The following is a 13,627-nucleotide window of genomic DNA, read 5'->3' on the forward strand; positions in this document are numbered from 1 at the left end:
TTCCAGGTATCGCTTTATGACAGCGCTATTTTCTTGAGCTTGCCCGTGTCCGTCATCGGTAGACTGGACACAATTTGGATGGACTTCGGAATCATGAAGTTTTCCAACCGCTTCTGACATTCCATCCGCAGCTGCTTTTCGCCTATGATCGTTCCTTGCTCCATGACGACAAACGCTTTCACTGCTTGCCCCAGCAGGTCGTCGGGAACTCCGACAACCGCGGCTTCCCGTACTCCCGGGATTTCCATCAGCACGTTTTCGACTTCCCTAGGCGCCACCTTTTCTCCCCGCGATTTTATGATCTCATCGCTGCGGCCGACAAAATAGAGGTACCCTTCCTCGTCCATTCGGCAGTAGTCGCCGGTGTACAGAACCTGCTCGCCGGGCAAAGGGCCAGGCTTGAGCTTCCTCGCGGTAGCCTCCGGCTTACCCCAGTAGCCCTTCATGACCGTTGCTCCGCGGATGACCAACTGGCCGACGACATTGGGACCGACCTTTCGGTCATCCTCATCGACAATCCACATTTCGGTGTTCGGGATGGCGATCCCCACGCTCAACGGTTTTCGCGCAAGATCTTCCGGCGGAAGATAGGTGCAGCGTTTGCATTCGGTCAGGCCGTACATCGAATAGATCCGGGCATCGGCAAACAGTTCCTGGAGCAGGCGAATGTGCTTGAGCGGCAGTGCCGCAGCAGTGTTCGTGACATACCTTATGCTTGCAAAATCATTTGCCTTCAGCGTCTTGAGATCCGACAGCGCGGCAAAGATGGTCGGCACGCCGGGAAAGCCTGTAACTCTCTCCCTTTCGATGATCGCAAGTATCTGTGCGGGGAAGGCAAACGAGCGCTCGAGGACCAACCGCGCCCCGGTACGGAATGCCATTATCATCTGATAGAGGCCGTAATCGAAGGCCAGGGGCAAGACATTGAGGATCACGTCGTCTTCGCCAAGCTCGAGGTACGAGGCGATAGACGCGCAGGCTGCCATCATGTTCCTGTGTGTCAGCATCACGCCTTTGGGTTCGCCGGTCGAGCCCGACGTGTAGATGATGGCTGCGAGATCGATATCGATGCGGCGGCGGGCCGGCGCTTTGCCGTGGCCGGCAGCCGCCTCATCCCAGCGCACGGCATGCGGCAATCCCCGGAGCTCGGCGTCGTCCACCTGACCGGAGACGATGAGCCGCCGCAGCGACGGACAGTTACGCGCCGGCTCAGTAAAGATCGGCTGCAAATGTTTGTCGGTGATCAATGCCGCCGGCAGGCAATCGTTGAGCAAATACCCCAGCTTGTCGCTCTTGGTGAGCGGATTGACGACGCACACAACGGCGCTCGCCTTGAGAACCGCCCAGAAGCTGACCACGGTCTCGACGGTGTTGTCGGCGAAGATCATGACGCGGTCACCGGGGGCGACCCCGGACGTGACGAGATGATGGGCGACCGCGTCGGAACGTGTCTCAAGCTCATCATAGGCGAGCCGGTGCCCGCCGCACACCAGCGCCACCTTGTCGCCGAGCCGGCCGGCCGAATGGCTGAGGTAGTCGTGCAGCAGAGGGACGGCGCCATGCATCATACCAGCACCTCTTGCCTGTGCAGGTGATCGACATCTATCCTGAGGTCGACCGCACACCCGCTCGAAGGGCGGCTTGCGACAAACTGCTGATGGAGGAGCTGCGTCGACAGCACGCCGACCAACGCCATGTTGTCCGAGTTGGACAGATCCCCATCGCCGGTCTTGGCAGCGCATTTGTCCAGCAGGCGCGCGACCGAGTTCGGATCAAAGACATTCGCCGCGCGCAGGGCAGTCTCCGAGAGTGCTTCGCGGACATAGGCGGGTGCGCTATCGCCGATGAAGCAAAGTGCGTTGGGCGCCCGGTAGGGTTGCTTCTTGCGGGCCACGACTTCCGCGGGCACGATCGATTTCGCAACACGCTTCAGCACGTGTTTCTCATCCAGAATGCGCAGCTTGTAGTCGGCCGGTAGCGAATTCGCCAAGGCCACCAGCCTGTCGTCCAGGAACGGGAACCGCCCTTCGACGGAATGGGCCATCAGCATCCTGTCTCCCTGCGAGGAGAGCAGGTAGCCCGACATCAGCGTCCTGATCTCAAGATACTGGTCCTGCGCGAGAGGACCCCATCGTTGAAACTCTTCGGGCAGGCGGCAGAGCAGGTCCGCCACCACGTCGTGACGCGCCGTTTCGGCGTGCATGTCGGCCGAGAACAGCCGTTTGATGGCGCTGGTGGTGCGCCAGCGGGTATCATGCGCGAAGCCGGGCGCGCCAAATGCATGGATACCATGTCCAAAGAACTGGCGCGCCATCGCCTGCTGCTTGACCGGCGAGCGGCTCAGATAAGGGTAGAGGCGTTCCAGCAGTCGCGCGCGTCGGGCAGAGGCGGGCTGCCGCCCCCAGAAGCGGCGGACCTTGCCTTCCCGGAACAGGTCGTAGCCGGCGAACATCTCGTCGGCCCCTTCGCCGGTCAGCACGACCTTGATGCCATGTTCGCGCACCAGCCTCGAGAGAAGGAACAACGGCGCCGGCGCCGTCCTGAGAATCGGACGCTCGGCGTGACGGATCACATCTGGGAAGATGTCGGCGATGTCACTGCGCGAAACCATCACCTCGTGGTGCTCGCCGCCGCTCGCACTTGCAACCAGCCGCTGGTAACGGGTTTCATCATATTCGGCGTCAGCAAAACGCAACGAGAAAGTCTGGAAAGGCGCGCCGGCGAAGCGCCTCCCGAGCATGGCGACAAGTGAGCTGTCGAGCCCGCCGGAAAGGTAGCAGCCGACCGGCACATCCGCCTTCACCATCCTAAGCGCCGTCGCGGCCTGCAAGGCGCCGCGCACTTCGTCCACCGCATCCTCCAGCGAGCCCCTGAAGGTGCCATGGGACAGGTCCTCGCTCTCGGGATAGCAAGGTTTCCAGAAAGCCTGCTCACGAACGCTGCCATTGTCGTAGATGCGGACATGGCCGGGGGTAAGTTCCTGTACTCCCTGAAATACGCCTTGCGGCGGTACGACGGTCCACAGCGTGAAAGTCTGGTCGACCCCCGCCGGATCGAAGGCCCGCGGTATCGCCGGGTCGGCTGCGAAGATGGCCTTAACTTCGCTGGCGAAATGCAGGCGGCCAGCGTGTTCGCACAAATGCAGCGGGCAGATGCCGAACCGGTCGCGCGACAGGACGAGGCGGCCTGTCAGCGAGTCCCAGATGGCGAGTGCCCACTGCCCGTTCAGCCGCTCGAACGCGCCCACGCCCCAGGCGCGGTAGGCATGCACGACGACCTCCGTATCGCTGCGGGTGCGGAAACGATGTCCCAGGGCTATGAGTTGGTCACGCAACTCGACGTAGTTGAAGATCTCGCCGTTGAACACGATCCAGGTGGTATTGCCTGTGTCGGCGAGAGGCTGCTGTCCGGTCGAGAGATCGATGACCGACAGGCGGGTATGCGCCAGCCCCGCTCGCTTGTCGCGGTAAAGGCCGCTTTCGTCCGGACCTCGATGGGAGAGCGCGGCTGCCATTCTCAGAAGCGCGGCTCGTGACGGAGGCTCCGCAGCCGCTTTCAGCGCCACAATTCCGGCGATGCCGCACATGGGTCAATCCCTGTCCATCGCAGCGGACAGCTGCGGCCGTGCGTGAAGGTAGCGTGCGGCGCGGCGTTTGCTGACGATATCCTTATAGACCTTCTCGACCTGCTCGGCCGTGAGGCCGGCGGCGGCGGCGACCGCGCCGGCCGAAATTCCGTGATTCATGCCGTAGAGGCACAAATCCATTAACTGATAGGGCAAGGCGAAGTAGAACTCCTCCTGGGTTTGCGCCATGGAAAACGTGTCCGTGGTCGGCGGCCTTGTTCGGACCTCCGTGTCAATCCCGAGATATTCCGCCAGCTGGTAAACCTGGGTCTTGTAGAGATGGACGATAGGCATCACATCGGCGACGCCGTCGCCCTGCTTGACGAAGAAGCCCTGGTCGTATTCGAGCCGGTTTGGCGTGCCTGCCACTGCATAGTTGAGGCGGTCCGCATGATAATATTCGGTCATCTTGCGAACCCGCTGCTTGTAGTTGGTAGCAGCGACGATCTGCAGGTAAGCCGCCGGCGACAGACGCACGGTGTCGATCTTTCCGTCCGGATCCTCGACCGTAAGGCGCGTGATATTGAGGCCGCTGCTCTCCAGCACCGATGCCATGACCAGCTTGCATTTCCAGCCTTCGCCATATCCAGGGACGGCAGTTCGGATGGCCTCGATCTGTCGGGCGTAGGCGCCAATGCCTTCGAGCGCCGGCTCGATATCTTCAAGGATGGTGTCGATGCCAAGCTGCCCAGCGACGCTGCGGCCAAGCCTCAACGAGTCGCCTGACGAATCGCGCTCCGGCATGAACAGGCCCAGTACCTTGTACTTTCCGAACGCCCGTGCGCACACCGTTGCGACGACCGAACTGTCGATGCCTCCGGAGAGCCCGACGACCACTCCGCGACGCCGTTGTGTGCCGAGAACCTGTTCGCGCAAAGTCTCGACGATGCGATCGATCTCCAGCCGGGCATCGAGCGCCAGCACATCGCTGCTGAATTCGCCGATCAGGTCGATGACACTGCCTCCTGTTTGCGTGACTCGATTGAAGAGTAGGTCTCGGTCACAGCGTTTTCGATGAGTGGGCGATTGACGGTCAGATGAGGCTCCACGACCATGTCGATGTGGGTGCCGGCGATCGGAATGACGTCCAGATGGACGAATGCCCGATCCCACCCGAGTGCAAGGGGCATTCCGGGCCGCGCGCAACGGAATAAGGTGCCGGTGATCGGCAGTATCGGCCTAGGTTCTGTCAGCCATTGGAAGAAGGCCCGCGCCCGCAGAACCTCCTGCAGTTCCAGTTTGGTTCTGAAGCTCGTCGGATTGAACTGACCCTCGGCATAGCGGTCGAGGAAGCCGGCAAGCCGGGATTCGCAGTGCATTTTGACCGCGACCTTGGCAAGCGCGCGACACGCCACCCGACTAGCCGATATACGATTGGTTCGGATCCGGTGAAATGTCCGGGTAATGGTCTCCCAACGCTTGCTGCGCTCGCCAACCAGGCTGGTATCCAGAATGCCCGTGAACGCTACCGCTCGCCCTTGATCAAGCAGACGCGCGGCAACCTCAAAAGCGACCGCTCCTCCGAGCGAGTGGCCAAGCAGGCGAACACAGCCGGTCGGCTGCACGCGGTTGATATGATCAATTGCAGCTTCGACCATTGCGGCGACAGTGTTCTGACCTTGCAGGATCATGCCCAGGGCCGGATATCTGATGGGAGACACCCTGGCGACCTTGCTTATTGCTGATGCGAACGAAGCAAGGCTCGGACCATAGCCGACCGACCCGGGGAAAAGGAAAAGCAGCGGAGGCTCGTGTTTCCAGGCGGGCGCGTGCTCTCCGCCTCCTTGAGCGGAAATGACCGCTGCAACCATCTCATCGAAGCTCATTCCAACCGTGAAGGCTTCCAATCCGAGCTCTTGCCCGATCGCGCTTTCGATTTCCATCACGCAATGCAGCAGCTTCAGCGAATCTCCCCCCGCTTCATCCCAGCACCCCAGTGCGACCCGCGTTTTAAGGACCTTGGTCCAGGCACGCCGTACGATCTGATGAGCAGGAACTTCATTTCCCGCATGGGCGATTTGCGGTGGGGGCGTTGTTTCCCGCACCGAAAGGTCGATTGCAGCCAGCATTGCCATATCGATCTTTCCGCTGGCCAGCCGCGGTATCTCGGCGCTTGCATGGAGCCGCAGCGGGCAAAGCGCCGGCGGCAATTTTGTCCTGGCAAATTGGCGCAGCTCGTCGCAAAAACTGACTCCCGCCCTGCCGTGCGGTACGGCGAACGCAACCAGTTCATTCGCCGGGGTGACGATAACCACGGCATCCTTCACCGACGGCGCGCCACGCAGAACCCGTTCGAGTTCGGCCGGCTCAACGCGCCGCCCATTGACCTTTATCTGGCGCCCTTTGCGACCGATGATCCGCAACAGGCCATCACTCCCAATTTGCACAAGATCGCCCGTTGCAAAGATACGAAGCGTCTGGTCGGCGGGATCTATTTCAAACGGAACAACTGCCCCGTTTTCCCAATATCCGAGTGCGACATACGGGCTTCTGATCAACAGTTCTCCGATCTTGCCGGGCTGAACCGGGTAACCCTCTTCATCGACAATTGCGAAGCTGATTCCCGGAAGCAGCCAACCGACGGGAGCTGAGGAATCGAATTCCGGCCAATCGTGCGGCAAGAACCACTGCGATCCAGTCGTTTCCGTCGATGAATAGCCGATCTGCACCAGGCAAGTTGGCGGGACAGCCTTGCGCACCAGGCGGATGTCGGCCGAGGACACCTTCTCGCCTCCAATTCGGGCAACCCTGAGTGAACCAAAGGCGTCCGCGGGCTCATCCGCCAGGAGAGCGCGAAGCAATGCCGGCACCAGATACGTGATCGTCACGCCTTCCGATTGCATGCGGCCGCGAACCGAGCGCAGGCCGACGGCTTCGACCTCCACAAGCTGCAACGTAGCACCCGTAAGAAGAGCAGCAAGGATTTCCCGGCAACCGGCGATGGTGGCCGGGCCGGTCAGGGGCAGGAAAACATCCTGCGCATTGATGTGGCAGGCGTCGACATATTGCTGCACTCGGCACAGCAAGCTCCGCTGGCTGTTGACAATCCCCTTGGGGCGGCCCGTGCTGCCGGAGGTATAAAGCACCATTGCCGGTGCATCGACAGAAACGGTACGGTGTTCAGCTGGACGAAGCGTTGCCTGCAACGATTGCGCTATCTCGATCCGGGCAACGTGCTGGGGCAGATCAAGGCCATGGATGCCTTTGTCGCCAATTATGGCGGAGAGCCTCGCGTCGGCGACGATTTCGTTGATGCGCGAGTCCGGATCTCGCACGTTAAGCGGTACTGACGGTCGACCGGATGCCATGCTGGCCAGCATCGCAACTGTGTACCAGACCGAGTTGGCCTGAAGTATTCCAACCGCATTTCCGTCGGGAACGACGGCTTCAATCCGGCTGGCCAAGGCCTCGACCGCCCGAAAAAGCTCGGAATAGGTCAGTCGGTTGGTGCCGTCGCTGGCGGCTAATTTTTCGGAATAATGCCCGGCGATTTCCCTCAGGTGATCAAAGACCGGAATGTCGACGAAGCCAGTTCCCATCCGTTGATGCAGACGTAGAACGGGCCCGCCCTCGTCAAGAGCATGATCGGGAACTTTTGACCATCGACAAGAGACCACCGCTTGGTAGTCAGTCTGCACCGTTCGAATCACCCTCGAAGATTCTAAATGCGCCAGAGACATAAGGGCCCCACGCTAGGATTGTTGCCGCTTATCGCCCCGCGGCATGATCTTTTCATCAATCATTCGGATGATGCGCCAGGCGGTCTTGATCGCTTGAATCGTTCGAAGTTGAGCATGCCAGCCTGCGCCCGCACGGGCTGTGGGACTACCTTACCGAGGTGTCGGGCTGTGCGCTGCTGTCCGCTTCGCCGGCGCCTGAAACGAAGCAATATGCGAATACTTCTCCTCCAAGCTCATCCGTGACACGAACCCAGTTGTTTTCCCATGTCCGCAGGGTAACTTGGCGTCCTGTTGATATAGTCGCTGCCGTGAACGGGCTGGACGCATTGACATTACTCGCCGCAACTACGTCGTCCCCTTCCATTTGCTCTACCAGGTATGTTTGCATCACTGCTCCTGACTGCAGGGCATGGCCGGCTCAATTGCGTGTAGCTGGAGGCATGAACTCCAACCGCAAGGAACGGATTTCGTTCCATGCAACAGGCAACACTACCGCCGGCAGTCAGCGTTCAGACTACCCCTGGCAGGACCATGGCCTAGCCGCTGAATGACTTGGTCAGGACTGAGCTATGCTTTGGCGGAGGTAGACCCTCGCGCTGCGCCGCATACTTCTGGAACAGTGCAATCTTGTCGGGATAAGTAATCCGGATTTCGCTGTGACACCCCTCGCAGCGATATTTGGATGCAACCTGGAACCAGCGCCCGGGTTTCAGCAAAGCCAATCCGCAACGTGGACATTTGAATGTCATTTCAAGAGGGCATAGATTCTGACACAGCGGCATTTCGCAACTTCCATAAGAGATATCTAATGTTAGGCAACGGCAGCCGGCCGGAATCGTTCCTAGACGCCGTTCTTTTCGTCAGGCCGATGACCAACCCGGACGCCAGGGACTATTCGTTATCCGCGATGCCATATTCACTGACGCAGGCCTGAACTGAGGCGCATCACGCTTTCATGGTGACGTCGCGCCTGAGCGCCGATCGAACGGCTGTCAGAAGGTTTTATGAGAACTTGTTCACCGGGCCTCGGCACCGAGCGTGATGGCCTCGGGGCGACGACGGGCCGCACGGTCGACGACACGACCTCTAATCCGGACGCTGAAACAACGCCGCGCGCCAGCATGTCGAACAGCACTGCCGCGATCAGTGAAACAAGAAGGACGAAAAGCGGCGTAACCAGGCGGCGATCCTTGAGCATCTCGCCTATATCGTTGTGTTCGGGAGCCGCGATCCCGACCGAATTTATGGATATGGAGGCGCTGTTGAAAGCAACCGACGCATCCCTTGGCGAAATGCGTCGGTTCCAGAAGCTTATGCGTGGCGGATTTCCGTTCCCAGCACCTTCAAACATTCGCGGATGAACGCAGCAAGCGCCGTCCAGCCTTTGGCAGAAACCATTGTCCCGTCCACATAGGCCTCGGTCGGCGACAGGTCGATATAGGTGCCACCCGCCAGTGTCACCTCAGGCTCGCAGGCGCCGAGTGCTGCGACCTTCTTGCCACGCACCACGCCGTCAACAGCGATCAGGATCTGCACACCGTGGCAGATGGTGAAGATCGGCTTCTTGGCCTCGTGGAAATGGCGCACGATCGCCTGCACGCGCTTGTCGGTGCGGATGTATTCCGGGCCGCGGCCGCCCGCGCAGTAGACGGCATGATATTGATCGAGCTGCCTCTCGGCTTCCGAGAAAGTCTTGTTGATCAGCGCATAGTGGCCGAGCTTTTCGGTGTAGGTCTGGTCGCCCTCGAAGTCGTGCAGCGAGGTCTTGATCAGATCTCCGGCGTTCTTGTCTGGGCATACCACGTGGATAGTGTGACCGACGGCTTCCATCGCTTGCTGGTAGACAAAGATTTCGTATTCTTCGGTGAACTCACCGGTCAGCATCAGTATCTTTTTGCCTGGCATGGCTCTTCCTCTCAGTGTTTGAGCTAGGCAAGGCGCAGACCGCGCCCTGCCTTTCGGTGAAATCGGATAGGGTTAGAATGGCGAGTCGGGGAAATAGTATTCCTTGGCGTTGGCTTGGGTGATCAACGGCGCGTCGAGCTTGACGGTGCCACGGACGGGTGCCTGGCCGATCAGGTTGGCGACGGTCATGTAGATCGCGGTCTTGATCATCGACGGCGGATATGGCGTCTCGACCGGCGTCATGGCGTCGCCGTCGATCACCTTCTTGACGATGTCCTTCATGCCGTTGCCACCGAGCGCCAGCTTGATATCGGTCCGGCCCGATTGCTTGACCGCTTCGAGCACGCCAAGCAGCATGTCGTCGTCATTGGCCCAGACCGCATCGATATGCGGGTACTTGGCCAAATAGTCCTGCATCAGCTTGAAGGCCTCGTCGCTGTTCCAATGCGCGTACTGGATGTCGAGAACTTTCAGGTTCGTACCCTTGATCGTGTCCTGGAAGCCCTTGATGCGCTCGTCGTCGATGACGGTCGGAATGCCGCGCAGCACAACGACGTCGCCCTTGCCGCCGAGCTTATCGATCATGAACTTGGCTGTGTTGGTGCCAACCGCGATATTGTCGCCGGCGAGGTAAAGATCCTGGACGGAGGCGTCAGTCAGACCGCGATCGACGACGGTGATGAACGTGCCCATGTCCTTGATAGCCTTGACCGGCTGAGTCAGCTCTTCCGAGCTGTAAGGCAGGATCACCAAAGCATCCAGCTTGCGGCTGGCCGACAGGTCCTCAAGCGCGCTGACCTGCTCCGCCGCGGACGGCGACGTCTTCACGACCACTTCGACGTTCGGGAACGCGGCGTTGATTTCCTTGGCCGCTGCTTGTGCGTGATAGACGATGCCCGCCGTCCAACCGTGGTCGGCTGCCGGTATCGACACCGCGATGACCTTCTTGTCTTGCGCCATGGCCTGGCCGGCCAGCAGCAGCGCGCCAAGTGTCGCCGCCGCAATCCATTTTCTACTGAACATTGTCTTCTCCCTTGGACCTATAAGAACGTTGATCCGCGTGGTCCGGACGCGGCGCTATTTCGAATTCGAAAACCGCTGGATGAGCATGGCGATGATGATGATGACGCCCTGAACAGCGGCAACGAGGTATTCGGAGACGAAGTCCGACAGCACCATGAGGTTGGCGATGAGCTCCAGGATGACGGCTCCGGCGACCGTCCCCCACACATGGCCCTTGCCGCCGCGCAGCGCGGTGCCGCCAATCACCACGGCTGTGATGACCTGCAGTTCCCAAAGCTGTCCGGTCGTCGGCGTCGCGGCGCCCAGGCGCGGCACGTAGCAGATCGCGGCAATGGCCACGCAGACACCCTGGGCGATATAGGCGACGGTCCGTGTCCTGATCACCGAGATGCCGGAATAGCGGGCGACATCCTCATTGGCGCCGACCGCCGCGCATTTACGGCCGTATTTCATTTTGTACAGGATGAAGGATGCGACCGCGGCGACGGCGACGGATATGAGGATTGGAACCGGGATGCCGGCAACCGTGCCGAAATAGACAGGCCGGTAGGCCTCGCGCAGCGACCGGTCGATCGGTATCGTGCCGCCGTCGGTCAGATAGGTTATCAGCGCCCGGAAAATCCCCATCGTGCCCAGCGTGGCGATAAATGGTTCGATCCTGCCGACCGTGACGATGAGGCCGTTGGCAAGCCCGCACAGCAGGCCGACCAGGATCGCCACCGCCATGCCGGCGGGAATAGCCCAGATACCGGCATGCGGCGCCACCGTGTTCATGAACATGATGGTGATGCCGGTGATGAAGGCGGCCATCGAGCCGACGGAAAGATCGAGCCCGCCGGACGAGATCACAAATGTCGCGCCGACCGCGATAATGGCGATGAAGGCGCTGCGGGTGATGACGTTGGCGAGATTGGTGGCGGACAGGAAATCGGGGTTGATGAGGTAACCCACGACCAGGAGGGCCGCCAGCGCAAGGAAGGGCCCGATGTCGGTCCAACTGACATTGAGATCCAGGGGGCGACGCCTGGGTGCGGATTCGGTCATGACAGCCATTCTGTGCCTCCCTTGGCTTTTGGCCCTGGCTTGGGGCCACTGGTCGCCAGTACCGCCACGTTGCTTTCGGTCATTTCGGCGCCGCTGACCTCGCCGGTGATGCGGCCTTCGCGCATCACCAGGATGCGGTCGCAGATGCCGATCAGTTCCTGCATCTCCGAAGAGATGACGATGCAGGCCTTGCCCTTGGCCACAAGCTCCTGGATGAAGGCATAGATCTGCGCCTTGTTGGCGATGTCGATGCCACGCGTGGGCTCGTCGATAATGACCACCGAAGGATCGGTCAGCAGCACCTTCGCCAGCAGCAGCTTCTGCTGATTGCCCCCGGAAAGCTGGCCCGCTTTGGCACCGAGGCTCTTCAGCCTGATGTCATATGTCTCCACGGCCTGTTCCAAGGCCTCCGCTTCGCGGCGCCGACCCATCGAGAGGCCGGGATGGAACACACCGAGCGCCGACAGCGTCAGGTTAGGCGCCAGGTGCTCTTGCAGCAGCAATCCCTTGCCCTTGCGATCCTCGGTCAGGTAGCCGACGCCGGCGTCGATCGCCGCGCGCGGCGATTGGAAATGGATCGACTTGCCCTCAAGTTCGACTTTGGCGGCCGCCGGGCGCAGGCCGATAATGCCTTCGAAGAGTTCGGTTCGGCCTGCGCCGACCATGCCGGCGAACCCGAGGATCTCGCCTTTGTGGACCGTGAACGACACGTCCTCCGCATAGCCGGGAACGGAGGCGTTCCTCACGCTCAGCATCGGTACATCCGAAGGCGCTGCGGTCCTTTCAGGATAGAGTGCGGCCAGTTCGCGACCGACCATCAGCCGCGCCATATCCATCTGGCTCAGCGTCTTGCCGGGATAGGTGCCGACCATCTTGCCGTCGCGCAGAACGGTCACCTTGTCGGCCACCCGTTGCACCTCGTCCAACCGGTGGCTGATATACAGCACGGCGGTGCCGTGAGCCTTCAGTCGCAGGACGATCTCCAGCAGGCGCTCGACCTCGCCACCGGTCAGAACGGCGGTCGGCTCGTCGAAGATAACCAATTTATAGTCGTCAAGCAGAGCGCGAGCGATCTGCACCATCTGCCGGTCTGCCAGCGAGACATCGCGCACCAGTGCACTTGGCGAGACCACGCAACCGATCTGCGCCAGTTTCTCGGCCGCCAGCCGGCGCATGGTGCGGTCATCCACGACATGGCCGCGCGAAAGCTCTCGCCCGAGAAACAGATTATCGGTGACCGTGAGCCCCTCGGCGAGCAGGATCTCCTGATGAACCAAAGCGATACCGGCTTCCTGCGCCTGGCTGGGCTTGGCAAATTTCACCGCATGTCCGCTCATCGACAATGTGCCGTGGCTTGGCTCGACATAGCCGGACAGCAGCCGCATCAACGTCGACTTGCCGGCACCGTTCTCGCCAATGATGGCGTGGACCTCACCGGGCAGGATGTCCAAAGTGACGTCCGACAACACCGTCACCGGGCCGTATTGCTTGGACAATTGCTGGGCGCGCACCACCGGTTCGAGCGAACCATGCGCATTGCTGGACAACGTGCTCCCGCCCTCCCCGGCGATATTAGCGGCAATGGACATCCGTTCCGACCTCAATCGAATGCCGGGAGCAGGCGATCGCGCGAGTGCTCTATATGGATGCGCATCGCCTTTGCGGCGGCATCGGGATCGGCAGAGCCGAACGCGGCAAGAATCGCCTCATGTTCGTCAAGTGCCTCCTCGGTCACACGTGCATGAAACATCAGGCGGAAGATGTGGAAGTGCGTGTGCTGGTGGCCCAACGTCTCTCGGATGAGTTCGTTTTGAGAAAACTCCAAGATCTTGTCGTGGAAGATCGCATCCTGCCTGGCGAAGTTCGAATAGCGTACGCGATCATCCTTGCCGTCGCGGCGTGACATCACGCCGGCGGCTTCGAGCAACACATTGAACTTGGCCTCGTCCATCATTACGGCGGCCTTTGCGGCGCCATGCGGTTCGAGCAGCAGACGCATTTCGTACAATTCGTCGAAACGGCGCCGGGTGATCTGGGGTGCAGCACGATAACCGATCAAATGCGTCTTGAGGACGAGGCCTTCGCCTTCGAGCCGGCCAAGGGCTTCGCGGATCGGCGTGTGCGAGACGTTGAATTCCTTGACCAGGCTATCGACTGTAATACGTGAGCCTGGCGGGATTTTCAGCGCCATCAACTGCGCGAAGATGGCTTCATAGACATCTTCGACGAGACTGTTGGCGCGCTGGATGCGACCAACTCCAATGGTGGCGTCGCTTGGGTCGGCTAAGTTTGCGGTGTGCATATTTTGCCTCTTGACAGTCAGGACTGCTAACACGATGGTTCCGTCGAT

General features: G+C 60.5%; 10 protein-coding genes. All 10 read right to left on the minus strand.

Translation table 11 applies throughout. The features are described 5' to 3' along the window. Positions 1 to 14: 14 nt before the first annotated feature. Positions 15 to 1,568: a class I adenylate-forming enzyme family protein gene (locus NKK51_RS14590; RefSeq protein ID WP_352553525.1), complete on the minus strand. Its 1,554-nt coding sequence runs from the start codon at positions 1,566 to 1,568 to the stop codon at positions 15 to 17. Continuing rightward, complete coding sequence (asnB, locus tag NKK51_RS14595; RefSeq protein WP_023808957.1) at positions 1,565 to 3,586, minus strand: asparagine synthase (glutamine-hydrolyzing); 2,022 nt, start codon at positions 3,584 to 3,586, stop codon at positions 1,565 to 1,567. Before asnB ends, NKK51_RS14590 begins: the two co-directional genes overlap by 4 nt. A gap of 3 nt (positions 3,587 to 3,589) precedes the next feature. Next, positions 3,590 to 4,573, minus strand: coding sequence for an NAD(+) synthase (nadE, locus tag NKK51_RS14600; RefSeq protein ID WP_032908690.1), 984 nt, complete (start codon positions 4,571 to 4,573; stop codon positions 3,590 to 3,592). Continuing rightward, positions 4,570 to 7,305, minus strand: a complete 2,736-nt coding sequence (locus tag NKK51_RS14605; RefSeq protein ID WP_352553527.1) for an AMP-binding protein — start codon at positions 7,303 to 7,305, stop codon at positions 4,570 to 4,572. The genes nadE and NKK51_RS14605 overlap by 4 nt, the downstream gene beginning before the upstream one ends. A 916-nt stretch (positions 7,306 to 8,221) precedes the next feature. Beyond that, positions 8,222 to 8,503, minus strand: coding sequence for a hypothetical protein (locus NKK51_RS14610; protein ID WP_352553528.1), 282 nt, complete (start codon positions 8,501 to 8,503; stop codon positions 8,222 to 8,224). Between the two features lie 113 nt (positions 8,504 to 8,616). Then, positions 8,617 to 9,210: a DJ-1/PfpI family protein gene (locus tag NKK51_RS14615; protein ID WP_013533129.1), complete on the minus strand. Its 594-nt coding sequence runs from the start codon at positions 9,208 to 9,210 to the stop codon at positions 8,617 to 8,619. A 72-nt stretch (positions 9,211 to 9,282) separates the two neighbouring features. Beyond that, a complete protein-coding gene (locus NKK51_RS14620) occupies positions 9,283 to 10,233 on the minus strand; it encodes a substrate-binding domain-containing protein (RefSeq protein WP_023808960.1) in 951 nt (316 codons plus the stop codon). Between the two features lie 54 nt (positions 10,234 to 10,287). Beyond that, the gene (locus NKK51_RS14625; protein ID WP_352553673.1) at positions 10,288 to 11,277 is read right to left on the minus strand and encodes an ABC transporter permease; all 990 of its coding nucleotides are present in this window, start codon (positions 11,275 to 11,277) and stop codon (positions 10,288 to 10,290) included. Next, the gene (locus NKK51_RS14630) at positions 11,274 to 12,866 is read right to left on the minus strand and encodes a sugar ABC transporter ATP-binding protein (protein ID WP_352553530.1); all 1,593 of its coding nucleotides are present in this window, start codon (positions 12,864 to 12,866) and stop codon (positions 11,274 to 11,276) included. Before NKK51_RS14630 ends, NKK51_RS14625 begins: the two co-directional genes overlap by 4 nt. 11 nt (positions 12,867 to 12,877) lie before the next feature. Beyond that, on the minus strand, positions 12,878 to 13,579 hold the full coding sequence (locus NKK51_RS14635) for a GntR family transcriptional regulator (RefSeq protein WP_352553532.1): 702 nt from the start codon (positions 13,577 to 13,579) through the stop codon (positions 12,878 to 12,880). Between the last annotated feature and the right edge of the window lie 48 nt (positions 13,580 to 13,627).

The organism is Mesorhizobium sp. M0011, from assembly GCF_040324155.1.
GTDB lineage: Bacteria > Pseudomonadota > Alphaproteobacteria > Rhizobiales > Rhizobiaceae > Mesorhizobium.

Excerpts from the sequence above, each read along its gene's own strand:
- asnB (WP_023808957.1), bottom strand. The coding sequence starts at position 3,586 with ATGTGCGGCATCGCCGGAATTGTGGCGCTGAAAGCGGCTGCGGAGCCT.
- NKK51_RS14590 (WP_352553525.1), bottom strand. The coding sequence starts at position 1,568 with ATGATGCATGGCGCCGTCCCTCTGCTGCACGACTACCTCAGCCATTCG.
- NKK51_RS14615 (WP_013533129.1), bottom strand. The coding sequence starts at position 9,210 with ATGCCAGGCAAAAAGATACTGATGCTGACCGGTGAGTTCACCGAAGAA.
- NKK51_RS14620 (WP_023808960.1), bottom strand. The coding sequence starts at position 10,233 with ATGTTCAGTAGAAAATGGATTGCGGCGGCGACACTTGGCGCGCTGCTG.
- NKK51_RS14635 (WP_352553532.1), bottom strand. The coding sequence starts at position 13,579 with ATGCACACCGCAAACTTAGCCGACCCAAGCGACGCCACCATTGGAGTT.
- NKK51_RS14630 (WP_352553530.1), bottom strand. The coding sequence starts at position 12,866 with ATGTCCATTGCCGCTAATATCGCCGGGGAGGGCGGGAGCACGTTGTCC.
- NKK51_RS14625 (WP_352553673.1), bottom strand. The coding sequence starts at position 11,277 with ATGACCGAATCCGCACCCAGGCGTCGCCCCCTGGATCTCAATGTCAGT.
- NKK51_RS14610 (WP_352553528.1), bottom strand. The coding sequence starts at position 8,503 with ATGCTCAAGGATCGCCGCCTGGTTACGCCGCTTTTCGTCCTTCTTGTT.
- NKK51_RS14605 (WP_352553527.1), bottom strand. The coding sequence starts at position 7,305 with ATGTCTCTGGCGCATTTAGAATCTTCGAGGGTGATTCGAACGGTGCAG.